The 23,758-nt window shown below is 72.4% G+C and carries 21 protein-coding genes; 10 read left to right on the top strand and 11 right to left on the bottom strand.

Annotated elements, in window-relative coordinates; translation table 11 throughout:
- Positions 1-28: 28 nt before the first annotated feature.
- On the top strand, positions 29-439 hold the full coding sequence (locus OG472_RS13745) for a cupin domain-containing protein (RefSeq protein WP_405941480.1): 411 nt from the start codon (positions 29-31) through the stop codon (positions 437-439).
- Here the strand turns inward: OG472_RS13745 and OG472_RS13740 are convergent.
- Positions 392-1,837, bottom strand: a complete 1,446-nt coding sequence (locus OG472_RS13740) for a WGR domain-containing protein (protein ID WP_401600948.1) — start codon at positions 1,835-1,837, stop codon at positions 392-394. The two genes, OG472_RS13745 and OG472_RS13740, sit on opposite strands and share 48 nt — an antisense overlap.
- Positions 1,838-1,930: 93 nt before the next feature.
- On the opposite strand from OG472_RS13740, the gene OG472_RS13735 reads away from it, so the two are divergent.
- The gene (locus OG472_RS13735) at positions 1,931-2,584 is read left to right on the top strand and encodes a uridine kinase (protein ID WP_401600945.1); all 654 of its coding nucleotides are present in this window, start codon (positions 1,931-1,933) and stop codon (positions 2,582-2,584) included.
- 122 nt (positions 2,585-2,706) lie between these two features.
- Here the strand turns inward: OG472_RS13735 and OG472_RS13730 are convergent, their stop codons facing one another.
- Together OG472_RS13730 and OG472_RS13725 are read right to left on the bottom strand one after the other, a co-directional pair.
- On the bottom strand, positions 2,707-3,636 hold the full coding sequence (locus OG472_RS13730; protein ID WP_405941479.1) for a carbohydrate kinase family protein: 930 nt from the start codon (positions 3,634-3,636) through the stop codon (positions 2,707-2,709).
- Positions 3,633-4,577, bottom strand: a complete 945-nt coding sequence (locus tag OG472_RS13725; RefSeq protein ID WP_405941478.1) for a pseudouridine-5'-phosphate glycosidase — start codon at positions 4,575-4,577, stop codon at positions 3,633-3,635. The genes OG472_RS13730 and OG472_RS13725 overlap by 4 nt, the downstream gene beginning before the upstream one ends.
- A gap of 82 nt (positions 4,578-4,659) precedes the next feature.
- On the opposite strand from OG472_RS13725, the gene OG472_RS13720 reads away from it, so the two are divergent.
- On the top strand, positions 4,660-5,445 hold the full coding sequence (locus OG472_RS13720) for a methyltransferase domain-containing protein (RefSeq protein WP_405941477.1): 786 nt from the start codon (positions 4,660-4,662) through the stop codon (positions 5,443-5,445).
- 66 nt (positions 5,446-5,511) lie between these two features.
- Positions 5,512-5,880, top strand: a complete 369-nt coding sequence (locus OG472_RS13715) for a cupin domain-containing protein (protein WP_405941476.1) — start codon at positions 5,512-5,514, stop codon at positions 5,878-5,880.
- A gap of 23 nt (positions 5,881-5,903) precedes the next feature.
- Here OG472_RS13715 and OG472_RS13710 read toward each other — a convergent pair whose 3' ends face one another.
- The 3 genes from OG472_RS13710 to OG472_RS13700 all read right to left on the bottom strand — a co-directional run bounded on the left by OG472_RS13710 (position 5,904) and on the right by OG472_RS13700 (position 8,915).
- Positions 5,904-7,199, bottom strand: coding sequence for an MFS transporter (locus tag OG472_RS13710; RefSeq protein ID WP_401600934.1), 1,296 nt, complete (start codon positions 7,197-7,199; stop codon positions 5,904-5,906).
- A 156-nt stretch (positions 7,200-7,355) separates the two neighbouring features.
- Positions 7,356-7,919 carry a methylated-DNA--[protein]-cysteine S-methyltransferase gene (locus tag OG472_RS13705; protein WP_383569154.1) on the bottom strand — a complete coding sequence of 188 codons (564 nt, stop codon included), beginning with the start codon at positions 7,917-7,919 and terminating at the stop codon, positions 7,356-7,358.
- An 87-nt stretch (positions 7,920-8,006) separates the two neighbouring features.
- Positions 8,007-8,915: a glycerophosphodiester phosphodiesterase gene (locus OG472_RS13700; protein ID WP_405941475.1), complete on the bottom strand. Its 909-nt coding sequence runs from the start codon at positions 8,913-8,915 to the stop codon at positions 8,007-8,009.
- A 233-nt stretch (positions 8,916-9,148) separates the two neighbouring features.
- Between OG472_RS13700 and uvrB the strand changes: the two genes are divergently transcribed.
- The 4 genes from uvrB (at position 9,149) to OG472_RS13680 (ending at position 15,242) form a co-directional block, all read left to right on the top strand.
- A complete protein-coding gene (gene uvrB / locus OG472_RS13695; protein ID WP_401600928.1) occupies positions 9,149-11,305 on the top strand; it encodes an excinuclease ABC subunit UvrB in 2,157 nt (718 codons plus the stop codon).
- A gap of 88 nt (positions 11,306-11,393) precedes the next feature.
- Complete coding sequence (locus tag OG472_RS13690; protein ID WP_030720460.1) at positions 11,394-11,972, top strand: TerD family protein; 579 nt, start codon at positions 11,394-11,396, stop codon at positions 11,970-11,972.
- A gap of 56 nt (positions 11,973-12,028) precedes the next feature.
- Complete coding sequence (locus OG472_RS13685) at positions 12,029-14,020, top strand: TerD family protein (protein WP_405941474.1); 1,992 nt, start codon at positions 12,029-12,031, stop codon at positions 14,018-14,020.
- 238 nt (positions 14,021-14,258) lie between these two features.
- Positions 14,259-15,242 carry a TerC/Alx family metal homeostasis membrane protein gene (locus OG472_RS13680; RefSeq protein ID WP_405941473.1) on the top strand — a complete coding sequence of 328 codons (984 nt, stop codon included), beginning with the start codon at positions 14,259-14,261 and terminating at the stop codon, positions 15,240-15,242.
- Between the two features lie 14 nt (positions 15,243-15,256).
- Here the strand turns inward: OG472_RS13680 and OG472_RS13675 are convergent, their stop codons facing one another.
- From OG472_RS13675 to OG472_RS13665, 3 genes are all read right to left on the bottom strand, one after another.
- Positions 15,257-16,573 (bottom strand): MFS transporter, encoded by a 1,317-nt coding sequence (locus OG472_RS13675; RefSeq protein ID WP_405943174.1) that lies wholly within the window; start codon positions 16,571-16,573, stop codon positions 15,257-15,259.
- A gap of 203 nt (positions 16,574-16,776) precedes the next feature.
- Positions 16,777-17,433: an MBL fold metallo-hydrolase gene (locus tag OG472_RS13670; RefSeq protein WP_401600920.1), complete on the bottom strand. Its 657-nt coding sequence runs from the start codon at positions 17,431-17,433 to the stop codon at positions 16,777-16,779.
- Positions 17,434-17,442: 9 nt separating this feature from the next.
- On the bottom strand, positions 17,443-18,132 hold the full coding sequence (locus tag OG472_RS13665) for a maleylpyruvate isomerase family mycothiol-dependent enzyme (protein WP_405829632.1): 690 nt from the start codon (positions 18,130-18,132) through the stop codon (positions 17,443-17,445).
- A 185-nt stretch (positions 18,133-18,317) separates the two neighbouring features.
- Here OG472_RS13665 and uvrA point away from each other — a divergent pair, with 185 nt between their 5' ends.
- Positions 18,318-21,290, top strand: coding sequence for an excinuclease ABC subunit UvrA (gene uvrA, locus OG472_RS13660; RefSeq protein WP_405941472.1), 2,973 nt, complete (start codon positions 18,318-18,320; stop codon positions 21,288-21,290).
- 244 nt (positions 21,291-21,534) lie between these two features.
- Here the strand turns inward: uvrA and OG472_RS13655 are convergent, their stop codons facing one another.
- On the bottom strand, positions 21,535-22,185 hold the full coding sequence (locus OG472_RS13655; protein WP_405941471.1) for an NAD(P)-dependent oxidoreductase: 651 nt from the start codon (positions 22,183-22,185) through the stop codon (positions 21,535-21,537).
- 72 nt (positions 22,186-22,257) lie between these two features.
- On the opposite strand from OG472_RS13655, the gene OG472_RS13650 reads away from it, so the two are divergent.
- Positions 22,258-22,869, top strand: coding sequence for a TetR/AcrR family transcriptional regulator (locus tag OG472_RS13650; RefSeq protein WP_401600909.1), 612 nt, complete (start codon positions 22,258-22,260; stop codon positions 22,867-22,869).
- Here the strand turns inward: OG472_RS13650 and OG472_RS13645 are convergent.
- Positions 22,859-23,740, bottom strand: a complete 882-nt coding sequence (locus OG472_RS13645) for a carbohydrate kinase (protein WP_405943173.1) — start codon at positions 23,738-23,740, stop codon at positions 22,859-22,861. The two genes, OG472_RS13650 and OG472_RS13645, sit on opposite strands and share 11 nt — an antisense overlap.
- Positions 23,741-23,758: the final 18 nt, after the last annotated feature.

Genomic DNA, 23,758 nt, shown 5'->3' with positions numbered 1-23,758 from the left:
ACCGGGGCCGGCCCGCGGAGGAGGACACATGGGTGGAAGACAGGCGACGACGGCGACGGTACCGCCGGGCAGGGCACGTGGTGCCGGGGCCCCGTCGGGACGGAAGATCGTCATCCCGCCCGGCGGCTGCACCGGCTGGCACTTCCACCGGGTCCGGCTGGACGCGAAGGTGCTGGCCGGGACCCTGACCCGGATCCTGCACGATCGCACCGTGGTGGTGCACCGGGCCGGGACCACCTTCGTGGAACCTGCGGGCATCGGGCACATCCACCTGGGCCACAACCTCGGTACCGAGCCGGTCGTGCTCTACGTGACCCCCGCGCTCCCCGAGGGGACCCCCTTCGCGATACCCACCCCGGCACCGGCCGGTGCCGCGTCGCCGGCCTGCCGCTCACACAAGCCGTCGTATCTCTCCGCGGACCCGGTAGAAGCCCCCTGAGGCGGCGTGCAGCCCCTCGACCACGTACCGGGCGCCGGGCTCCCGTATCCCGCGCGGGAACTGGACGTTCCACGAGGGCTCGAAGCCGTCCGACACCACCTGCACCCGCATCCGGCCGCCCTGCTGGACGCACTCCACCACCACACCGCCGGCCGGCGCCGAGGCCACCGAGACCGTGGCCACAGCCGAGGCCGACGCGGCCGGGGTGAACACCGGCAGCGCCGCCGCCGACTTCACGTCCACCGGCGCCGGCACCGAGCCCTGCTGGGCCGCCGTGATCGCCTGCTCGCTCGCATCCACGCAGACCAGCGAACCGTCCGTGGTGACCAGGTACAGCCGCTCGTCCAGGTACTGCATGGACAGCGCCGACCCGCTTCCCGTACCCAGCTTCCACAGCCGCTGCCCGTCGGCGTCGAAGCAGTACACCGAGGAGGAGAGGTCACCCGCGAAGACGTGCCTTCCGTCCGGCGAGGTCGCGCACGAGTACACCGCCGCGTCGCACCGGTAGGTGGCCTCCACCGCGCCCGTCGCCTTCGACAGGCGCTGCACGGTGTTCCTCCCGGTGCCCGCGTACACCGCGTGGTCCTCCTGCCAGCCGAACAGCACCGAGCCGTTGGTCGCGGTGTGCCACAGCTCCCGCCCGCCGTCCGGCGCGTACGCGGTCACCCCCTTGCTGTGCCCGTGGTAGACGGCGTCCGCGTCCGCCCGGACCATCCACGCGTTGGAGCCGGCCGAGCGCCTCGACCACTGGAACTCGTCCTCGTGGTCGATGACCGTCAGCCCGCCGTTGCGGTCGGAGACGTTCAGGACGCCCTCGCGGATGTCGAGCCAGAAGATGTCCACGTCCTCCGCGATGTCGTACGCCCCGAAGGGAACCTTCGACGACAGGTCGTACACCGTGCCGTCGTCGCAGCCCGCGTATATCCAGAACTCGTCCGCCACCAGGCACTTCACCCCGTCCGGCAGCGAATACCGGGCCAGCACCTCTCCGCCGTGGCTCAGGGTGTAGACGTCACCGGCCTGGTTGCCGACCCAGCAGCGGTCCTCGTCCACATGGATCCCGAAAGCGGAGGAGCCGGTGCGGAAACGCCACAGCACCGGGGCCACCGCGCGCGCCGTCGACGGAGCCGACGTCACCTGGCGGCGGGTCACCGACCGCGCCGCGCGCTGCCCCTGCACGGCGGGGGCGTACCCCTTGCGGACCTTCTCCCCGATCTTCTTCGCGGCAGCCGCACGGGCCTTCTCGGCGGTCGGGAAGGAGGAGCTCTGCAACTGGCCGTCCGCGCCGATGCGTCCGTACCGCACGGAGACGGCCGTGCCGTCCACGGTCACCTCGTAGAACTTGTGCGCCCCGCCGCCGTCCTGCGACAGCTCCAGATACGTCGTCTCCCGAGCCATGACAAACCCCTCCCCGAAGGCCGGGCCGCCGGCTCCGTTTCCGCCGGTGATCCCTCGTGAAAAACGCTAAGGCCGACCACTGACAATGGGCCGGTGAAGTGGGAAGCGATCACATGGCAGCGGATGGCCGAGCAGCTCGCCGGTCACCTCGACGACCCTGACAACCTGCCCGGGCAGGGCAGTTGGCAGAGGGTGGGCATCGACGGAGCGCCTGCCGCCGGGACCGGCGTGCTGGCGGAGGAGCTCGCGCAAGCGCTGCGCAGGCGCGGACGTGCGGTGATGGTGGTGGCGACCGGCGGATTCCTGCGGCCCGCCTCCCTCCGCTTCGAGTACGGGCGGCAGGACGTGGACTCGTACCTCGACGGCTGGTACGACACGGCGGCGCTCTGGCGGGAGGTGTTCGGCCCGACGGACCCCGGAGGCACCGGGCGGGTGCTGCCGGACCTGTGGGACCCCGTGACCGACCGGGCGACGCGCAGCCCGTACGCGGAACTCCCGGCCGGCGGGGTGCTGCTGGTGCACGGCCCGCTGCTGCTGGGGCAGTGGTTCCCCTTCGACCTGAGCGTCCACATCCGGCTGTCGCAGGGGGCGCTGGGCCGGCGGACGGAGGAGTCGGCGCGGTGGACGGTGGCGGCGTTCGCGCGGTACGAGGCGGAGGTGGATCCGGGGGCCGGCGCGGACGTGGTGGTGCGGGCCGATGATTCCAGGCATCCCGCCTGGACGGGGGTTCGGGGCCGCGGCCGGTGAGAGGGGCGCGGGGGCGGCGGGGCGGGTGCGGCGCCGTTTCCGGGGGCGCTGCCCCGGCCCCCGCGCCTCGAACGCCGGCGGAGCCGGGACGGCCCGGCCGGGCCGCAATAGGCGGCCCGTGCCTAAGGGCGGCCGCCCGGGCGGGTTACCGACAGGGCTGCCGTGCGGCAGCCGGCCCGGGCGGCTTCCGCGGGGTCCGCGCCCTGGAGGCGGGCTGCCAGGAAGCCGCCGGTGAAGGCGTCTCCGGCGCCCGTGGAGTCCACCGCCTCGGCCGGCTCGGCGGCGACCTCGGCGGTGATCCGGCCCCGTTCGGCGACCAGCGCACCGGCCGGTCCCAGGGTCACCACCACCAGCGGTATCCGCCGGCTGAGTTCCACCGCCGCGCGGGCCACCCCGGCCGGCTCCGGCAGTCCGGCCAGCAGCCGGGCCTCGTCCTCGTTGGGCAGCAGGACGCACGCTCCGGCCACCGCGTCGAGGAAGCGCTGCGGCCCCAGGGCCTGCAGGAAACCGGCCGAGGCGGGGTCCACGCTCACCGGCACCCCCCGGGTCCGGGCCGCCCGCAGCGCGACCATGGCCAGCTCGCGGCTGCTGTCGGCGAAGAAGAGGTAGCCGGACAGGTGGAGGTGGGCCGCCCCGTCCAGCAGCGAGGGAGCCCAGTCGGCGGGACACAGCCGCAGCGAGGCCCCGCTGTCGGTCAGGAAGGTGCGCTCCGCGTCCTTGCCGACCAGCGCGACGACCGTCCCGGTCGGTTCCTCCGGGTCGATCACCAGCCGCGGCCGCACCCCGGCGTCCACCAGCGCGCGTTCGTGCCACCGCGCCGATTCGCTGCCCACCCGCGCCAGGAGGCGTACCTCCGCGGTCCCCGTACGGGCCGCCCAGCAGGCGGCGTTGGCCCCGGCGCCACCCGGCAGGGTCCGGATGCGGGCGGCGGTGTCCGTGGCCGGAGCGAGGGGCTCCGGATGTATCGCCACCACGTCCGTCACCACGTCCCCGACGACGACCAGTGCTCCCGGCCCGGTCAGACCCGCCCCGGTCAGGCCCGCCCCGGTCATGCCCGTGCCGCCCAGGCCCCCGCGATCCGGGCTCCGAGCCGCACATTGCCGCGCACCGCCGCCAGATTGGCCTCCAGCGAGGCGCCGCCGGTGGCCCGTACCAGGAACCCCAGCAGGAACGGGGTCACCGCCTGCCCTGTGATCCCCCGCTCACGGCATTCGGCGAGCGCCTCCGCGAGCACCCGGTCGTGCAGTTCCGGGTCCAGCTGCTCCGCCTCGGCCACCGGATTGGCCACCAGCAGTGCCGACTCCGGTCCGCCCAGCGCGTCCTGAGCGGCCATCACCGCCGCGACCTCCTCGGGCCGGTGCACCGTCCAGTCCACCGGCTCGCCGGAATCGGCCAGGTAGAACCCGGGGAAGCGGTCGGTCCCGTACCCGAGCACCCCGACCCCCAGCGTCTCCAGCCGCTGCAGCGTGCCCGGCACGTCCAGGATGGACTTCACCCCCGCGCACACCACCGTGATCCGCGTCCGCGCCAGCAGCGCGAGGTCCGCCGACTCGTCCTGCGTCTGCGCCCACTCCCGGTGTACGCCGCCCAGCCCGCCCGTGGCGAAGACCCGCAGGCCCGCCCGCGCGGCCAGGAAGGCCGTCGCGGACACCGTCGTCGCCCCGGTCGTGCGCGTCGCCAGCGCGGGGGCCAGGTCCCGGTGGCCGAGCTTGCGGACGCCGTCGCCGCCCGCGATCCGCTCCAGCTGCGCCTTGTCCAGGCCCGCGTACGCCACCCCGTCCACGACCGCCACCGTTGCCGGAACCGCGCCTTCCGCACGGACCAGCGCCTCCAGTTCGAGTCCCACCGCCAGGTTGCGGGGGCGGGGCAGGCCGTGCGCGAGGATCGTCGACTCCAGGGCCACCACCGGCTTGCCCCGGGCGAGCGCCTCGCGCACCTCTTCCGACAGGACCGGTCCGCCCGACAGGGGTGCAGTTGCTGTGTGCTGTGACATGTCCCCATCCATGGCACGGGATCAGCGCCTCCAAACGCACTCCCGCCACACCCGTCCCAACCTGTCCGAGTAGCGTTCCCCCATGGACACGCGCGGGTTCTACGACGAACTGGCCGACCGGTACGACCTCATCTACGCGGACTGGGACGCGTCCGTCACCCGGCAGGGCCGGGCCCTCGACGCCCTCCTCACGACCGCGCTGGGCGCCGGACCGCACACCGTCCTCGACAACGCCTGCGGCATCGGCACCCAGGCCCTGGGCCTCGCGGCCCTGGGCCACCGGGTCACCGGGACCGACCTGAGCCCCGCCTCCGCGGCCCGTGCCGCCAGGGAGGCCGCCGGCCGGGGGCTCGACCTGCGCGTCGCGGCCGCCGACATGCTGGCCCTGCCCTTCGCGGACGCCTCCTTCGACGCCGTGGTCTGCGCCGACAACGCGCTGCCGCACCTGCTCACCGCTCACGACGTGCGCACCGCGCTGGCCGAAACCCGGCGGGTCCTGCGCCCCGGCGGACTGCTGCTGCTCTCCACCCGCCCGTACGGCGAACTGCTCCGGGCCCGCCCGCAGAGCGAGGCCCCGCGCGTCCGCACCGGCCCCGACGGGCGGACCATCACCTTCCAGCTGTGGCACTGGCACGCCGACGGGGAACGCTACGACCTGGAGCTCTTCCAGCTGCTGCCGACCGGCGACACGTGGACCACACGGACGTCGAGGGCGACGTACTGGGCGCTGCCGCAGGAGCGGACCGCCGAATTCGCCCGGGAGGCCGGCCTGCGCGAGACGGTCTGGCACGCACCGGCGGACACCGGGTTCCTCCAGCCGGTCCTCACCACCCGGCGACCCGGTCCGACTGGACAGGGTGACTCGTAGGCCCGGCCGTTCCTGGACGCTGTGGTCACCGCGCCGTACGGGCGGGCCGGACTAGGCTGGCGCGCCATGAGCACCAGTGATCACTCCGCCACCCCCGCCTCCTTCTCCGTCACCGTCGCGGACGTGGAACTGGAGCCCGAGGACCTCGACCCCGCCCAGATCGTCTCGGGGGAGCCCGTCGTGACGGGCAAGGTGCTCTGGGAGTCGCCGGACGGCACACAGGTGCGCGGGATCTGGCAGATCACCCCGGGCGTGGTCACCGACACCGAGGCCAACGAACTGTTCGTGGTGGTCAGCGGCCGCGCCACCGTGGAGGTCGAGGGAGGCGAGACCCTCGAGGTGGGCCCCGGCTCCGCCTGCGTCCTGCGGGAGGGCGACAAGACCACCTGGACCGTGCACGAGACGCTCCGCAAGGCCTACCACATCAGCTACTGACGCCGATCGGCCGCCGACACCCCTCAGCCGCCGGCACCCTTCGCGGCGACGGGGTGGCGGCGCGCGGTGAACAGGACGAGCGCGGCCATCGGCAGCAGCAGCGCGGCGCCGACGGCGTTCAGCCAGCCGTAGCCCGCCTGGGACATGACCAGGCCGGCGGCCGCGCCGCCCACCCCCGCGGACGCGTTCATCGTGAGGTCGCTCAGGCCCTGTACGGCGGCCCGCGCGGGCTGGGGCACCGAGTCGGTCAGCAGGGCCGAGCCGGACACCATCCCGGCGGACCAGCCGAGCCCGAGCAGGAACAGCCCGAGCGCGGTCCGGCCGTGGCTGGGCCCGGCCGTCCCCGCGAGCAGCGCGGCGAGCGACAGCAGCCCGGCGCCCAGGCCGATCACGGACAGCCGTCCGAGCCGGTCCGCGAGCCACCCCATCAACGGGGAGAAGGCGAACATGCCGGCGATGTGAATGCTGATGACCAGGCCGATGAGCTCCAGGCCGGCGCCGTGGTGGCCCAGGTCCATCGGGGTCATCACCATGATCGAGACCATGACGGTGTGCGACACGGCGACGGTGACGAGTGCGAGCCGGGCCCGCGGGGAGGCCTTGACGGCGGCGAATCCGGCGCGCAGCGAGCGGCCCTCGCGGGTCTGCTCCGCCGGCGCGGCGAGCGCCCGGGCCGTCAGCAGCGGGTCGGGGCGCAGGAGTACGCCGATCAGCGTGCCGGTGAGCAGGAAGACGACGGCGGCCCACACGAAGGGGCCCGCCGTCTCGGGTATCGAGGTCCCGGCGAAGCTGCGGCTGGCCGGCGCGGAGAGGTTGGGGCCGAGCACCGCGCCGAGGGTGGACGCCCACACGACGACGGAGATCGCCCGGGCCCGGTGGTCCGGGGCGGCGAGGTCCGCGGCTGCGAACCGGGCCTGCAGGTTGGCGGAGGAGGCGGCGCCGAAGGCGGCCATGCCGAGCAGCAGCAGCGGGAAGTTCCCGATGGTGGCGGCGAGGACGACGAGTCCCGCCCCGACGGCGCCGATGGCGTAGGCGAGGACCAGGCCGGGGCGGCGGCCGCGCGCGGTCATCAGGGCGGCGAGCGGCAGCGAGACCAGGGCGGTGCCGATCACCGCGGCGGTGGAGGCGAGGCCGGACAGGGCCTCGGTGCCGCTGATCTCGGTGGCGAGCACGGGGGCCAGGGCGATGCTGATGGGCACGCCGAGGCCGCCGAGGATCTGGCCGGCGATGAGGACCCAGGAGGTGCGCCGCTGCAACCGGGCCACGTCCGGCAGGCCGAGCGGCGGGGCAGGCCGGTCCGTGCCGGGGGAGGCCGTCATGCCGCACTCCGCTTCCGCGGGTGCGTGACGAGGGGCCCGGAGGGCGTGGTGAAGCCGGGTGCGGCGGCAGCAGTAGTCACCGCCGCAGTGTGCCACCCCTTACCGCCCGGCGGAACCGTTCCCGCGTCCCGGCCCGCACGCAGGTCAGGGCCCCGTTCAGAACAGCGGCTCCGGGAGCACGCCCTCCAGCGCGAGCAGCTGCCGCTTGGTCTCCACCCCGCCGCCGAATCCCCCGATGCCCCCGTCGTTCTCCACGACCCGGTGGCAGGCCACCACCAGCGGCAGCGGATTCGAACCCATGGCGTTGCCCACGGCCTGGGCGGCGCCGGGCTGTCCGGCGCGGGCGGCCAGTTCGCCGTAGCCCACGACCGATCCGTACGGCACGGAACGGTCCAGCTCCTGGAGCACCTGCCGGTTGAAACCGGAGCTGAGGCGCCAGTCCAGCGGCAGCTCGAAGCGCCGCAGCGTGCCGGCGAAGTACGCCTTGAGCTGGCGTATGGGCTCGGCCAGCAGCACCTCCTCGCCCGGGGCCGGCCGCCGGGCGTCGGCGCCCAGCCGGGAGACGAGCGGGCCGATCATCTTCTCGACCCGGTCCGGGGTGGCATGGAACTCGACCCGGACCAGACCCTCCGGGGTCGCGGCCAGGAGCAGGGGACCGATGTCGCTGGCGACGACGGTCCATTCGAGGTGCGGCCCGCGGGGCCGCTCGGTGGTGTCCACGCGTCCACCGTACGGCTCCCCCCTGACAACGCCGGCCGCTTCGGCCACATCATCCTCGTCACCCACGCCGGCCGCGGCCCTGCGGGCTCAGAACCCGCCGACCGCCTCCTGCACCACGTCCGGGGCGTTGGTGATGATCCCGTCCACGCCCATGTCCTGGACCTTCCGGGCGGTCGCCGCGTCGTCCACGATCCAGGTGTCCACCTCCATGGCCTTGCCGTGGGCCCCGAGCAGGCCGTGCACGGCCGCGACCCAGTCGGCCGAGATCGTGGTGTGCCACGGGTTGATCCGGTCGGTGAACTCCGCGTACAGCGGCAGGTCCGCCACGGTGGGGGTGCCCAGGAAGGCCGTCACGAGGTCCGGGCGCAGGCGGTGCACGATGCGCACGCAGTCGGCGCTGAAGCTCTGCACCACCAGGCGCTGCGTCACGTGCCGCTCGTCGAGCCAGCCGGCCTCCTCCAGCACCTTCAGGGTCTGCTCCTCGATCCCCGGGTAGAGCTCCGGCTTCTTGATCTCCAGCAGCAGCTTCTGCTGGTTGCGCTGCACCCGGTTGAGGTACTGCCGCAAGGTCGGCACGCGGGCGCCCGCGTACTCCTCGCCGAACCAGCTGCCCGCGTCCAGCCGGGCGATCTCGGCCGCGGTGAAGTCCTTGACCTTCCAGGGGGAGCGGCCCGGGAACACCTGCTCGACGTTCGTGGTCCGGGCCAGGGTGTCGTCGTGGATCACCATGAGCTCGCCGTCCCTGGTGCGCTGCACGTCGTTCTCGACCCAGTCGAAGCCCAGCCGCATCGCCAGGTCGATCGCGGCCAGGGTGTTCTCGGGGGCGTACGCCGAAGCCCCCCGGTGGGCGTACACGACGGGCTCCCCCAGCACTGCCCGGCCGGTGGCGGATCCGGGGCCGGTGGCGGCGTACGAGGCCGTCCCGCCCAGCAACGTGAGGGTGAAGCCCAGGAACGCGGCGGCGGCCGCGGCGGCGGGGCGGACTCGGACGTACATGTGCGTTCTCCTCGGGTCGTGAGCCCTGTTCCTGCGTCAGACGGGTGCGGAGCGGCAGACGTTGTGGCGATGCACTTCACGGCGATCATGGGGTTGAAGATCACCGAGCCGCCACCGAACTACGACAAACGGACCAGAACGAATGACGGGCCCCCGAGCGTCCGGAGCCGTCGGAGCGCGCCGAGGACCGGCGCGGATGCGTGAGTGTCAGTGGGGGGTCGTACGGTGGACTCATGCGGCCCGTATCGAAGATCGAACGCACGGTGGCGCCTTTCGAGGTCGTCAGCCCCTACCAGCCCAGCGGCGACCAGCCGACGGCCATCGCCGACCTGGAGAGGCGTATCCGTGCAGGTGAGAAGGATGTCGTCCTGCTGGGTGCGACCGGCACCGGCAAGTCGGCGACCACCGCCTGGATGATCGAGAAGCTTCAGCGCCCCACCCTCGTCATGGCGCCGAACAAGACGCTCGCCGCCCAGCTGGCGAACGAGTTCCGCGAGCTCCTGCCGAACAACGCCGTCGAGTACTTCGTCTCGTACTACGACTACTACCAGCCCGAGGCGTACGTACCGCAGTCGGACACGTACATCGAGAAGGACTCCTCGATCAACGAGGAGGTGGAGCGGCTGCGCCACTCCGCGACCAACTCGCTGCTGACCCGGCGCGACGTGATCGTCGTCGCCTCCGTGTCCTGCATCTACGGCCTCGGCACCCCGCAGGAGTACGTCGACCGGATGGTCTCCCTCAAGGTCGGCGAGGAGATCGACCGGGACCAGCTGCTGCGCCGCTTCGTCGACATCCAGTACACGCGCAACGACGTGGCCTTCACCCGCGGCACCTTCCGGGTGCGCGGCGACACCATCGAGATCTTCCCGGTCTACGAGGAACTGGCCGTCCGCATCGAGATGTTCGGCGACGAGATCGAGGCCCTCTCCACCCTCCACCCGCTGACCGGCGAGGTCATCAGCGAGGACCGCGAGCTGTACGTCTTCCCCGCGAGCCACTACGTCGCCGGCCCCGAGCGCATGGAGAAGGCGATCACCGGCATCGAGGCCGAGCTGGCCGAGCGCCTCGCCGAGCTGGAGAAGCAGGGCAAGATGCTGGAGGCGCAGCGGCTGCGCATGCGCACCACGTACGACCTGGAGATGATGCGGCAGATCGGGTCCTGCTCCGGCATCGAGAACTACTCGCTGCACATGGACGACCGCGAGCGCGGCTCCGCCCCGAACACCCTCATCGACTACTTCCCGGAGGACTTCCTCCTGGTCATCGACGAGTCGCACGTGACCGTGCCGCAGATCGGCGCCATGTACGAGGGCGACGCCTCCCGCAAGCGGACCCTGGTCGACCACGGATTCCGGCTGCCGTCGGCCCTCGACAACCGGCCGCTGAAGTGGGAGGAGTTCCAGGAGCGCATCGGCCAGACCGTCTACCTGTCGGCGACCCCCGGAAAGTACGAGCTCTCGCGCGGCGACGGCTTCGTCGAGCAGATCATCCGCCCCACCGGCCTCATCGACCCCGAGGTCGTGGTCAAGCCCACCGAGGGGCAGATCGACGACCTGGTCCACGAGATCCGGCAGCGGGTGGAGAAGGACGAGCGGATCCTGGTCACCACCCTCACCAAGAAGATGGCCGAGGACCTCACGGACTACTTCCTGGAGCTCGGCATCCAGGTCCGCTACCTGCACAGCGACGTGGACACCCTGCGCCGCATCGAGCTGCTGCGCGAGCTGCGGGCCGGCGAGTACGACGTCCTGGTCGGCATCAACCTGCTGCGCGAGGGCCTCGACCTGCCCGAGGTGTCCCTGGTGGCGATCCTCGACGCCGACAAGGAGGGCTTCCTGCGCTCCGGGACCTCCCTGATCCAGACCATCGGCCGCGCCGCGCGCAACGTCTCGGGCCAGGTCCACATGTACGCGGACAAGATGACCCCGGCGATGGAGAAGGCCATCGACGAGACCAACCGGCGCCGGGAGAAGCAGATCGCCTACAACACGGCGAACGGGATCGACCCGCAGCCGCTGCGCAAGAAGATCAACGACATCGTCGCCACGATCGCCCGCGAGGAACTCGACACCGAGGAGCTCCTCGGCACCGGATACCGGCAGGCGAAGGACGGCAAGGGAGCCAAGGCCCCTGTGCCGGCGCTCGGCGGCCGGGCCGCCCAGACCAAGGCGGGCGGCAAGGGCGCGAAGGGGGCCAAGGCCGCCAAGGGCGCCGAGGTGCTCACCGACCGGCCCGCCGAGGAGCTGGCCTCGCTCATCGAGCAGATGACGGAGCGCATGCGCGGGGCGGCCGCGGAGCTGCAGTTCGAGGTCGCGGCCCGGATCCGGGACGAGGTGGGCGAGCTGAAGAAGGAGTTGCGGCAGATGAAGGAAGCGGGCCTCGCCTGACCCGGAGCGGGTCAGTAGGGTTGAATCACAGCCGCAGGTACACCCTGCGCGCCCGTTATTGGGGCGGGCCATGGAGAGGGGACAGCTCGTGACGGTCAATATGACCAAGGGTCAGGCCATCAGTCTGCAGAAGGCGGACGGGGGCACGCTGACCGCGGTCCGGATGGGCCTCGGCTGGCAGGCGGCGAAGCGCCGCGGACTGTTCGGTTCGCGGACGCGGGAGATCGACCTCGACGCGTCGGCGGTGCTCTTCGCCGACAAGCAGCCGGTGGACGTCGTGTTCTTCCGTCACCTCCAGAGCGACGACGGCTCGGTGCGCCACACCGGCGACAACCTCGTCGGCGGCGTCGGCCAGGGCGGGGACGACGAGGCGATCCTCGTCGACCTCCAGCGCGTGCCGGTCCACATCGACCAGATCGTCTTCACGGTGAACTCCTTCACCGGCCAGACGTTCCAGGAGGTGCAGAACGCGTTCTGCCGCATCGTCGACGAGACCAACGGCCAGGAGCTGGCCCGCTACACCCTCGACGGCGGCGGTCAGTACACCGCGCAGATCATGGCGAAGGTGTCCCGCGTGGGCGCCGGCTGGCAGATGACGGCCCTCGGGAACCCGGCCAACGGCCGTACCTTCCAGGACCTCATGCCGGCGATCCTGCCGCACCTGTAGAAGTACCGGCACAGAAGAAGGCACGAGAGAAGAAGGCACGGGGGAGGGGCTGCACGATGACGGCCGAACTGGTCCGGGGGCAGAACCACCCCGTGTCCCACAGCCGGGTGGAGATCAGGGTCTCGGCGGGCACACCCGTGCTCGCCCTGGCCTCGCTCGCCGACGAACAGGGCCGGTTCGCCGGCGACGCGGTACTGGCCCACCCGGGGGCCAGGTCCCTCCCCGGCGTGCAGGCGCCCGGGGAGCTCGCCGACCGGCACACCCTCGCCGTCGACCTCGACGCGGTCGCGGCGGACGTCCACCGGGTCGGCGTGCTGCTCGTGCTGCCGCCCGGCGGCCCGGCACGCTTCGGCTCGGTCCCGGCCTCCTACGTGGCCGTGGCCGACCCGGCGGGCGCCGAGCTCGCCGGCTACACGCTGACCGGGCTGGAAGCCGAGACCGCCGTGGTCGCCCTGGAGCTGTACCGGCGCCAGGGTGCCTGGAAGGTCCGCGCCGTGGGCCAGGGCTACGCCGACGGCCTCGGCGCCCTGCTGACCGACGGCGGACTCCCGGCGGCGGACGCCGCCGCGCTGGCCGCCGCCGCGCTGCGCACGGCAGCCCCGGCCGCGCAGGGCGACGGCACGCTTGCGGCCCTGCGGAGCCCGGCCCGCGACCTGCGCGCCCCGCAGGCCCCGGCCACCCCGGCCCAGAACCAGGTCCAGGGCCCCGCGGCCGCCCCCGAGCCGCCCGGCCCGGTCCCCGTCTCCGGCGTCCCGTACGCCGGTACGCCCGGGCCCGCGCCCGGCGGCGACACCGGGGGCTCGCCGCCCACCATCAACTACGCCCACCCGCGGCGCCGCCGCACCAGCACGGAGCCGCCCGAGCCGGCGCCGCGGGCCGCCGCGCCGCAGGAGCCCGGACAGCCTCCGCGGCCCGTGGCCGGGGACGCCAGCGGCTGGTCCATGGAGGAGCGGCTCTACAACCAGGTCTGGGGCATGTTCGAGGACCTGGCCCGCACGGTGGCCGCCTACCGCAGCGCCGTCGAGTTCGCCGACTCCCGCATGGACCGCGAACTGGACGAGGCCCTCTCCGACCCGCGCCACCGCCTCGGAGGCTCCGGCAACGCCGCCCGCGACACCGCCCGCGCCCGCCGCGAGGAGCTCGTCGCCCAGGCCCAGGCCGTCCTCGACCGCGATCTCGCCCAGCTGATCGCCGAGTCGGAGGTGGTCGAGCCCGCGCTGCCGGCCGCGTACGCCCGCTGGGACAACCCGGTCTGGCACGACAGCCGGGCGACCGCGCCGCCCGAGGAGAACCCGCTCGCCCTGCGCCTGGGCGACCTGCACCTGCCCGAGCGCCCCGACCTGCGGATCCCCATGCTGATGAGGGTCCCGCTGGAGCGCGGGATCTGGATCGACAACGGCCGTACGGGCTCCGAGGCCGCGATGGCCATGGACACCGACCGGCTGCGCCGGGCCGCCATGGACATGGCCGTCGCGCACGCGGTGCGGCTGCTCGCGGTCCACCCCGGCGACCAGTTCTCCGTGCACGTCATCGACGCGGCCGGGGCGGGCGCCGCCTCCCTGGCGCCCCTCGTCCGCGCCGGGGTGCTGGCCGGGCCGCCCGCCGCCGGGGCACACGGGGTCACCCAGACCCTGGCGCGGCTGACCCGGCGGGTGGACCTCGTACAGATGGCGCTGCGGGCCGGCGCCCCCGAGGATCTGCCGCCGGACGTGGACACGGCCGACCAGCTGCTGCTCGTGCACGACTTCCCGCACGGCTTCGACGACCGGGCCGTGACCCAGTTGCGCTACCTCGCCGACGAGGGCCCGGCGGTCGGCGTGCACCTGCTGATGGTCGCCGACCGCGACGAGGCCTCGGCCTACGGGCCGCTGCTCGACCCGCTGTGGCGCTCGCTGATGCGGCTGTCGCCGGTTCCGGACAGCCATCTCGCCGATCCCTGGGTCCACCACGCCTGGACCTTCGAACCGGACCTTCCGCCGCAGGGCAGCGGGGTCCTGGAACAGGCGCTGGACCGGGTGGCGCAGACCCGTCGCACTACCGGTCCGTGACCATCCTTTGGGATTCTCTTTACCTAATCTGCCTTTGACGGGTATGCTCGTGTGTGCGGAGGGGAGTATTCCTGCTTTCCTGCTACGGCGTACCCGTCAATACGGACCACTGCGGTGATGTGAGCGCAGTCGGTCCCGGGGCGCCGGCCCACGGCCTCCAGGCCGCCCGGGTGGAAGAGACCTCCGGCAGCGATGACGCTGACGTAGTCCTGAGCCATCCGCCGGAGGCGTGTTCACCATGGAAGTTTCCTGGGCCCTGTGGGCCGCGACCATTCTCGGTCTGTCCCTCCTCATCGGTGCCGATTTCTTCATCGGCCGCAAGCCGCACGACGTGTCGGTCAAGGAAGCGGGCATCTGGACGGTCGTCTGGATCGTCCTCGCCGCACTCTTCGGACTCGGCCTGTGGTTCTTCGGCAACCCCCAGGCGTCCCAGGAGTTCTTCGCGGGCTTCATCACCGAGAAGTCGCTGAGCGTCGACAACCTCTTCGTCTTCGTCCTGATCATGGCGAAGTTCGCGGTGCCCTCCCACCTCCAGCAGCGCGTGCTGCTCATCGGCGTGCTGATCGCCCTGGTCCTGCGTGCGGTCTTCATCGCCGCCGGCGCCGCGATCATCGCCAGCTTCTCCTGGGTCTTCTACATCTTCGGCGCGTTCCTGATCTACACCGCGTGGAAGCTGATCCAGGAGGCCCGCAAGGACGAGGACGACGAGGAGTTCGAGGAGAACCGTCTCCTCAAGTCCGTCGAGAAGAAGTTCGGCGTCGCCGACCAGTACCACGGCACCAAGCTCTTCATCGTCAACAACGGCAAGCGCGTGCTGACCCCGCTGATGGTCGTCATGCTGGCCATCGGCACCACCGACGTGCTGTTCGCCCTGGACTCCATCCCCGCGATCTTCGGCCTCACCCAGGACCCGTACATCGTCTTCACGGCCAACGCCTTCGCCCTGATGGGCCTGCGCCAGCTGTACTTCCTCATCGGCGGCCTGCTGAAGAAGCTGGTCCACCTCAGCTACGGCCTGTCGATCATCCTGGGCTTCATCGGAATCAAGCTGGTGCTGCACGCCCTGCACGAGAACGGGGTGCACGTCCCGGTGATCTCGATCCCGGTCTCCCTCGGCGTCATCTGCGGTGTCCTGGTCATCACCACGGTCACCAGCCTGATGGCCTCGAAGAAGCAGGCGGCGGCCGAGGCCGCCGCCCGCCAGGAGAGCATCGACGCGTAACGGGAGCTACGCAGCTACGCGGGGGCGGCCGCTTCGGCCGCCCCCGTTTCCGTTCCCCTGCCGGCGCCCGACCGCGCCCCCACGACCAGCGGACTGGTCTCCGGCAGCAGCGCGAAGCAGCCCAGGCTGAGCAGGGCGATCCCGGTCAGGTACACGGCGACGCCCCACGGCGGACCCGAGCCGTCCGCGAGCGCCGTCGCCACGATCGGGGTCAGCGCCCCGCCCAGCACGCCGCCCAGGTTGTAGCCGACGGCCGCGCCCGTGCACCGGATCCGCGGGGCGTACAGCTCCGGCAGGTACGCCCCCACCACCGCGAACATCGTCACCATGGCCAGCAGCGCCCCCGTGAAGCCCAGTGTCATCAGCAGCGGGTCGGCCGTATCGAGCAGCGCCACCAGCGGGAACATCAGCAGCGCGCAGGCCGTGCACCCGGCCAGGCACAGCGGCCGGCGGCCGTACCGGTCGCCGAGCACCGCCACCAGCGGGGTCACCAGGCCCATCAGTGCGACGGCGCCCATGATGCAGGCCAGCACCACCGTCCGGCCGAGGCCGAGGCGCTCGGTGGCGTACGCGAGCGCCCAGGTGGTGACCGCGTAGAAGACGGCGTAGGCCACGGCGAGCGCCCCGCCGGTCAGCAGGAGCAGCCGCCAGTGCCCGCGGACCACCTCGGCCAGCGGCGCCTCGGCCCGCCGCCCGGTCTCCGTCAGCGCTTTGAACTGCGGGGTCTCCTCCGCCGAGCGGCGCAGCCACAGCCCGGCCAGGGCCAGCAGCCCGGCGGCCCAGAACGGCACCCGCCACCCCCACGAGGTGAACTGCGCATCGCTCAGCGACGCGGACAGCCCCAGCATCAGGCCGTTGGCCAGCAGGAAACCCACCGGCGGGCCGATCTGCGGGAAGCTCGACCACAGCCCGCGCCGCTGCTCGGGCGCGTGCTCGGCGGTCAGCAGCACCGCGCCGCCCCACTCGCCGCCGAGCCCGAGGCCCTGCAGGAAGCGCAGCAGGAGCAGGAGTACGGGCGCGGCCACGCCGATCGATCCGTACGTGGGCACGCAGCCGACGGCGACCGTGGCGAGGCCGGTCAGCAGCAGGGAGGCGAGGAGTACCGGGCGGCGGCCGTAGCGGTCGCCGATGTGGCCGAAGACCGCCGATCCGAGCGGGCGGGCGAGGAAGCCGACGCCGAAGGTGCCGAAGGCGGCGAGGGTCCCGGCGAGCGGGGAGAAGGAGGGGAAGAACAGCGGGCCGAGCACGAGGGCGGCGGCCGTTCCGTAGACGAAGAAGTCGTAGAACTCGATCGCGGTCCCGGCGAGCGAGGCCGAGGCGAGCCGCAGCATGCCGGGGCGGGCGGTGTCGTCCGTCCCGGCGTGCCGAGCGGCGGCGGCGGAGTCGGGAGAGGGAGCGGGGGAGGACGCGAGGGGCGGGGATGGGTCCTGGTGCATGCTGCACCAACTACCCGCTCCCCGCCCTCAGGACGTGCGTTCGGCCGTCAACGACCGGAAGGAGTGCGTCGCGTACCGAAGTTGACGCGTTGCGCTGCCTACCAGCCGCGCTCGCGCCATTCGGCCAGGTGCGGACGCTCCGCGCCGAGCGTGGTGTCGTTGCCGTGGCCGGGGTAGACCCAGGTCTCGTCCGACAGCTGCTCGAAGAGCTTGTGCTCGACGTCGTCGATCAGGCTCGCGAAGGCCTTCGGGTCGCCCCCGGTGTTGCCGACTCCGCCGGGGAAGAGGCAGTCGCCGGTGAACACGTGCGCGTGGCCGTGCGGGTCGTCGTAGATCAGGGCGATCGAGCCGGGGGTGTGTCCGACCAGGTGGCGGGCGGTCAGCTTGACCCGCCCGACCTGGATCGTGTCCCCGTCCGCAACGGCCACGTCGGTCGGCACCGGGATGCCCTCGGCGTCCTGGGCGCCCGCGTAGGTCCGCGCGCCGGTCGCCGCGACGACCTCCTCGAGCGCTCCCCAGTGGTCGCCGTGCCGGTGGGTGGTGACCACGGACGCGATGCCGTCGTCCCCGATCAGGCTCAGCAGCGTGACCGCCTCGGCGGCCGCGTCGATGAGCAGCTGCTCGTCGGTGGCCCGGCAGCGCAGCAGGTAGGCGTTGTTGTTCATGGAGCCCACCGCGACCTTGGAAATCATCAGGTCCGCGAGCTCGTGCACGTCGGCCGGACCGCCGACTTTGACCTCTCCGGTGTACGTCATGTCTTGATCCTAGAGCGGCGGGAGCCCGGGGAGGGGGCCGCCCGCGGTGGTGAGCGAGGCGCCCTTGTCGCCGCGGCCGGCCAGCCAGGCCAGCAGCCCGGCGGCGGTGCCGGACACGGTCACGGCCGGCTCCCCGGCGGAGCCGGTGCGCCAGGTCCGCCCGTCGGCGGCGACCAGGGCCGTCGGCGGCACTTCCGGACGTGCGGACCAGCGGTCGGCGAGGAAGGTGATCTCGCGGTCGGTGAACTCCTGCGGCAGGTCTTCGAGCTCGTAGCCGATGTTCAGGTCGACGTGGTGCAGGTCGACCTCGATCCAGCGGCGGAAGGGCACGTTGGCGGCCAGGTCGGTGATGCCGTTGCGCAGCTCGACGGTGCGGGACCAGTCCTGGTCGGGCTCCGTGGTGGCGAGGAAGCGGGCCCCGGAATCACGGAGGTCCGTCAGGTGTTCTTCGAGGGGCCGGCCGGCATCGCGTGCGATGTCCGCGTCGCGTGCGGAGGCGCTCTCGTACATCGGGCGCCCCTCGAAGACGTTCACGAGGGCGTCCGCGTTGCGCGCGAGGTGGGCCAGGATGTGGCCGCGGGTCCAGCCGGGGAGATGTGACTCCTCGGCAAGGGCTGCGTTGTCCATTTTCGCGACTGCGGTCAGCAGCCGGTCCGTGGCTTCACGTACAGATCGCAGGTCGTGCACATGATCAGTCATGGGACGAGCCTAGTGGTCTGCGGGCTTCGGCCACACGATCGGGTGAAGAGGTCTTCGGAGTGCCGTAAATCGAATGTGCGTGCTATACGCTCGAAGTTCAGACTCCATCTCCACCGCAGAGGCGCCCCCCATACCCTGGGACGGGGGCCCGTGCCCCCGCTCTCTCAAGAAAGGTGCGGACCGGCGTGACCGACCGTCTCATCGTTCGTGGCGCTCGCGAGCACAACCTCAAGAATGTCTCGCTCGACCTGCCCCGCGATTCGCTCATCGTCTTCACCGGACTCTCCGGGTCGGGCAAGTCCTCCCTGGCCTTCGACACGATCTTCGCCGAGGGCCAGCGCCGCTACGTCGAGTCGCTCTCGTCGTACGCACGCCAGTTCCTCGGGCAGATGGACAAGCCCGACGTCGACTTCATCGAGGGCCTCTCCCCGGCCGTCTCGATCGACCAGAAGTCGACCTCGCGCAACCCGCGCTCGACCGTGGGCACCATCACCGAGGTCTACGACTACCTCCGCCTCCTCTTCGCCCGCATCGGCAAGCCGCACTGCCCCGAGTGCCGCCGCCCCATCTCGCGCCAGTCGCCGCAGGCGATCGTCGACAAGGTGCTCGCGCTCCCCGAGGGCAGCCGCTTCCAGGTGCTCTCGCCGCTGGTGCGCGAGCGCAAGGGCGAGTTCGTCGATCTCTTCTCCGACCTGCAGACCAAGGGCTACAGCCGGGCGCGGGTGGACGGGGAGACCATCCAGCTCTCCGAGCCGCCCACGCTGAAGAAGCAGGAGAAGCACACCATCGAGGTGGTCATCGACCGCCTCACCGTCAAGGACAGTGCCAAGCGCCGGCTCACCGACTCCGTGGAGACGGCCCTCGGCCTCTCCGGCGGCATGGTGATCCTGGACTTCGTCGACCTCGCCGAGGACGACCCCGAGCGTGAGCGGATGTATTCCGAGCACCTCTACTGCCCCTACGACGACCTCTCCTTCGAGGAGCTGGAGCCGCGCTCCTTCTCCTTCAACTCGCCCTTCGGCGCCTGCCCCGAGTGCACCGGCATCGGCACGCGCATGGAGGTCGACCCCGAGCTGATCATTCCGGACGAGGACAAGTCCCTGGACGAGGGCGCGGTCTCGCCGTGGTCGCTCGGCCACACCAAGGACTACTTCCAGCGGCTGATCGGCGCGCTCGCCGGGGAGCTCGGCTTCCGGACCGACATCCCGTGGGCCGGCCTGCCGGCGCGTGCGAAGAAGGCCCTGCTCTACGGGCACAAGACGCAGATCGAGGTCCGCTACCGCAACCGGTACGGGCGGGAGCGGGCGTACACGACGGCCTTCGAGGGCGCCGTGCCGTTCGTCAAGCGGCGGCACGCGGAGTCGGAGAGCGACGCCAGCCGCGAGCGCTTCGAGGGCTACATGCGCGAGGTGCCCTGCCCGACCTGTGAGGGCACCCGCCTCAAGCCGATCGTGCTCGCGGTGACGGTGATGGAGAAGTCCATCGCCGAGGTCGCCGCCATGTCGATCAGCGAGTGCGCGGACTTCCTGGGACGGTTGCGGCTCGACGCCCGCGACAAGAAGATCGCCGAGCGGGTCCTGAAGGAGGTCAACGAGCGGCTCCGCTTCCTCGTCGACGTCGGTCTGGACTACCTCTCGCTCAACCGGGCCGCGGGCACCCTGTCGGGCGGCGAGGCCCAGCGCATCCGGCTCGCGACGCAGATCGGCTCCGGCCTGGTCGGCGTGCTGTACGTGCTGGACGAGCCCTCCATCGGCCTGCACCAGCGGGACAACCACCGGCTGATCGAGACGCTGGTGCGGCTGCGGGACATGGGCAACACGCTCATCGTGGTCGAGCACGACGAGGACACCATCAAGGTGGCCGACTGGGTCGTGGACATCGGCCCGGGCGCGGGCGAGCACGGCGGCAAGGTGGTGCACAGCGGTTCGCTCAAGGAGCTGCTGAAGAACCCCGAGTCGATGACCGGGCAGTACCTGTCGGGCAAGCGCTCCATCGCGATCCCGGACATGCGCCGGCCCGTGAACGGCGAGCGCAGGCTCACCGTCCACGGCGCCAAGGAGAACAACCTGCGGGACATCGACGTGTCCTTCCCGCTGGGCGTGCTCACGGCCGTGACCGGAGTGTCCGGCTCGGGCAAGTCGACGCTGGTCAACGACATCCTCTACACGCACCTGGCGCGCGAGCTGAACGGCGCCCGCTCGGTGCCCGGGCGGCACACCCGGGTGGAGGGGGACGACCTCGTCGACAAGGTGGTCCACGTCGACCAGTCGCCCATCGGCCGGACGCCGCGGTCCAACCCGGCGACGTACACCGGCGTCTTCGACCACGTGCGCAAGCTCTTCGCGGAGACGATGGAGGCGAAGGTGCGCGGCTACCTGCCGGGCCGCTTCTCCTTCAACGTCAAGGGCGGCCGGTGCGAGAACTGCTCCGGCGACGGCACGATCAAGATCGAGATGAACTTCCTGCCGGACGTCTACGTCCCGTGCGAGGTCTGCCACGGCGACCGGTACAACCGGGAGACGCTGGAGGTCCACTACAAGGGCAAGTCCATCGCCGAGGTCCTGAACATGCCGATCGAGGAGGCTCTGGGCTTCTTCGAGGCGGTGCCGACGATCGCGCGTCACCTGAAGACGCTCAACGAGGTCGGGCTGGGCTACGTCCGCCTCGGCCAGTCGGCGCCGACGCTGTCGGGTGGCGAGGCGCAGCGCGTGAAGCTGGCCTCCGAGCTGCAGAAGCGGTCGACGGGCCGGACGGTGTACGTGCTGGACGAGCCGACGACGGGTCTGCACTTCGAGGACATCTCGAAGCTGATCAAGGTGCTGTCGGGGCTGGTGGACAAGGGGAACTCGGTGATCGTCATCGAGCACAACCTGGACGTCATCAAGACCGCGGACTGGGTCATCGACATGGGCCCGGAAGGCGGCTACGGCGGCGGCCTGGTGGTGGCCGAGGGCACGCCGGAGCAGGTGGCGTCGGTGGGGGCCAGCCACACGGGCAAGTTCCTGCGGGACATCCTGGGGGCGGACCGGGTCTCCGACGCGGGGGCGCCTCCGGCGCGGGCCGCAGTGAAGAAGGCTCCCGCCAAGAAGACGGCGGCTGCCGCCGCGAAGAAGGCGGCGCCGGCGAAGAAGACGGCTGCGCGGGCCCGCAAGGCGTAGCCGCTGCGCTGAGCTCGGCGGGAGGGGTTCGGCTGCGGCCGGGCCCCTCTTCGTCTGCCCCAAGGCAGCCCCTGGGCTCCGCCGCGAACCCCGCGCCTCAAACGCCGACGAGGCTGGAGGGTGCGGCGGGGCCGGACAATTCAGCCCGCCGGCGATTGAGGCGCGGGCGCGGAGCGCCGTCGGGGTGTGGGGCGTAGCCCCGCGCTGTGAGGAGGCGACCCACCGGGCCGCGGGCCCGGTTCCGCTAGGAGGCGACGCCCACTGTGCGGGCCGTGTAAGCCGGGTCGGTGAGGGTGGTGAGGAGCGCGTCGGCCACGTCCGCGCGGGGGATGGCGTGGCCTCCGCGGACGTTGGCGTCGATCGCCCGGCGGTACGTGCCGGTGTGCGGCTTGTCGCGGAGCATCGGCGGGCGGATGACCGTCCACTCGACTCCGCTCGCGCGCAGCTCCGCCTCCATCACCGCGAGGTCCGCGTAGAGGTCCCGCAGCAGTCTGCGCAGGAGCGGGTAGACCACCGCCCGGGTGAGCACGCCCTCGCCCTGGGCCGGCGGGCCGACCGGGGCCGCGCTGACGACCGAGAGGCGGGTCACGCCCGCCCGGCCCATCGCCGCGAGGATGGCCCGTACCGCCGGACCCGTCACCGGGGCCGCCTTGGCCTGCTTGTTGCCGGCTGCGCCGAGGGCCGAGATCACCGCCGACCGGCCCGCCAGTACGGGGACCAGTGCGTCCTCGTCCGTCAGGTCGCCGACGACGGCCACCTGGAGCCGGTCGTGGGCCGGCATGGTCAGCCGGGCCGGGTCGCGGACGACCGCCGTGACCTCGTGTCCCGCGGCCAGTGCCTGCCTGACGACCTCGTGGCCGACGCCGCCCGTGGCTCCGAACACCGTGAGTTTCATGCTGGCTCCCGACATGTGCGTAGGTAGGTGGGTGAGTGTTCACTTACCCCTTCCTGCCCTTAGAGTGAGTGAATGCTCACCCCGAAGTCAAGCCGTCCCACCCCTGAGCGGCTGCTCGACGCCGCCGAGAAGCTGATGCGCACCAGCGGCCTGGCCAAGGCCACCACCAAGGCCATCGCCCGCGAGGCCGGCTGCTCGGAGGCCGCGCTCTACAAGTACTTCGCGAACAAGGAGGAACTGTTCGTCCGCGTGCTGATGGAGCGCACCCCCAACGCGGGCCCGCTCATGGCCGTCCTGCGGGCCGATCCCGATCCGGGGGAGCAGGGGGTCGAGGAGACGCTCACCGACATCGCCCGGCACGCCTCGCTCTTCTACGCCGACGCCATGCCCATGGCCGCCTCGCTCTTCGCGGAACCCGCCCTGCTCATCCGCCACCGCGAGGGCGTCCAGAAGATCGGCACCGGGCCCCACACGGTCCTCGACGCCCTGGCCGGCCGGCTGCGGCGCGAGCTTGCCGCCGGGCGGCTGCGGCCCGACGCCGACCCGGCGGCCGCCGCCGCCCTGCTGCTCGGCGCCTGCTTCCAGCGGGCCTTCTTCCTGCACTTCTCCGGCGCCCAGGTGGTCCGGCCGGTCGAGGAGTTCGCTCCGGCCGTGGCCGGGACCGTCTGGGCCGCTATCCGCTGAGCTCCGCCGCGTACGGAGGCTCCGCGCCGGCCCGCGTGCAGGTCAGAGCCGCCGCGTGGGCGGCGTAGGCCAGGACGTCCGGCCAGTCCACCGGGCGCCCCGGCGCGCCCGCGAGCCGGTGCAGCAGGGCGGCGTTGACGGTGTCGCCGGCCCCGATGGTGTCGGCCACCTCGACCCGGCGGGCTGCCGCCGAGTGCTCCTCGCCCTCCCGCGTCCAGACGGTCAGGCCCGCCGCGCCCCGGGTCAGCACCACCGCAGAGGGCCCCGCGGCAAGCCAGTCGCGGACCCCGCCGCCCAGCCAGGCCGCGTCCTCCTCGGACAGCTTGAGGACGGTCGTGCTCGGCAGCAGCCGCTCCCGGAAGCGTGCGCGGTACGCCGCCGGGTCCGCGATCAGCGCCGGCCGGATGTTGGGGTCCAGCAGGGTCAGCAGCCCGCGCCCGGCCTCCCGCCGCAGCAGGGCCTCGTACGCGCCGGCACCCGGTTCCAGGACCAGAGAGCAGGTACCGAGCGCGAGGGCGCGTACCCCGTCGGGGAGGGCGGGCGGCAGGGTGAACAGCCGGTCCGCGGTGCCCTCGACGTAGAAGCCGTACGAGGCCGAGCCGTCCGGGGCGAGCGAGGGCACGGCGAGGGTGGTCGGCTCCGGTCCGCGCTGGACCAGCGACACGTCCACCCCGGCCGCCCGCAGCCCGGCCAGCAGGCTCTCGCCGAAGCCGTCCGACGAGACCCGCGAGCAGAAGGCCACCTCGGCGCCGAGCCGCCCGAGGGCGAGCGCGGTGTTGTACGGTCCCCCGCCCGGCCGGGGCAGCAGCGCGCCCGGCGGCCGCGCCGCGGGCACCAGGTCGATGAGGGCTTCTCCGCCGACGACGATCACGCGGGGAAGGTACCCCAT

The organism is Streptomyces sp. NBC_00207 (assembly GCF_045160965.1).
Lineage (GTDB): Bacteria > Actinomycetota > Actinomycetes > Streptomycetales > Streptomycetaceae > Streptomyces.
The sequence above is the reverse complement of the archived record's forward strand: the minus strand, read 5'-3'. Positions and strand labels throughout refer to the sequence as shown.

Bases quoted from the DNA above. Each gene is read 5' to 3' on its own strand.
- OG472_RS13745 (WP_405941480.1), top strand. From the start codon at position 29: ATGGGTGGAAGACAGGCGACGACGGCGACGGTACCGCCGGGCAGGGCA.
- OG472_RS13740 (WP_401600948.1), bottom strand. From the start codon at position 1,837: ATGGCTCGGGAGACGACGTATCTGGAGCTGTCGCAGGACGGCGGCGGG.
- OG472_RS13730 (WP_405941479.1), bottom strand. From the start codon at position 3,636: ATGACCGGGGCGGGCCTGACCGGGGCGGGTCTGACCGGGCCGGGAGCA.
- OG472_RS13725 (WP_405941478.1), bottom strand. From the start codon at position 4,577: ATGTCACAGCACACAGCAACTGCACCCCTGTCGGGCGGACCGGTCCTG.
- OG472_RS13720 (WP_405941477.1), top strand. From the start codon at position 4,660: ATGGACACGCGCGGGTTCTACGACGAACTGGCCGACCGGTACGACCTC.
- OG472_RS13715 (WP_405941476.1), top strand. From the start codon at position 5,512: ATGAGCACCAGTGATCACTCCGCCACCCCCGCCTCCTTCTCCGTCACC.
- OG472_RS13710 (WP_401600934.1), bottom strand. From the start codon at position 7,199: ATGACGGCCTCCCCCGGCACGGACCGGCCTGCCCCGCCGCTCGGCCTG.
- OG472_RS13700 (WP_405941475.1), bottom strand. From the start codon at position 8,915: ATGTACGTCCGAGTCCGCCCCGCCGCCGCGGCCGCCGCCGCGTTCCTG.
- uvrB (WP_401600928.1), top strand. From the start codon at position 9,149: ATGCGGCCCGTATCGAAGATCGAACGCACGGTGGCGCCTTTCGAGGTC.
- OG472_RS13685 (WP_405941474.1), top strand. From the start codon at position 12,029: ATGACGGCCGAACTGGTCCGGGGGCAGAACCACCCCGTGTCCCACAGC.
- OG472_RS13680 (WP_405941473.1), top strand. From the start codon at position 14,259: ATGGAAGTTTCCTGGGCCCTGTGGGCCGCGACCATTCTCGGTCTGTCC.
- OG472_RS13675 (WP_405943174.1), bottom strand. From the start codon at position 16,573: ATGCTGCGGCTCGCCTCGGCCTCGCTCGCCGGGACCGCGATCGAGTTC.
- OG472_RS13670 (WP_401600920.1), bottom strand. From the start codon at position 17,433: ATGACGTACACCGGAGAGGTCAAAGTCGGCGGTCCGGCCGACGTGCAC.
- OG472_RS13665 (WP_405829632.1), bottom strand. From the start codon at position 18,132: ATGACTGATCATGTGCACGACCTGCGATCTGTACGTGAAGCCACGGAC.
- OG472_RS13655 (WP_405941471.1), bottom strand. From the start codon at position 22,185: ATGAAACTCACGGTGTTCGGAGCCACGGGCGGCGTCGGCCACGAGGTC.
- OG472_RS13650 (WP_401600909.1), top strand. From the start codon at position 22,258: ATGCTCACCCCGAAGTCAAGCCGTCCCACCCCTGAGCGGCTGCTCGAC.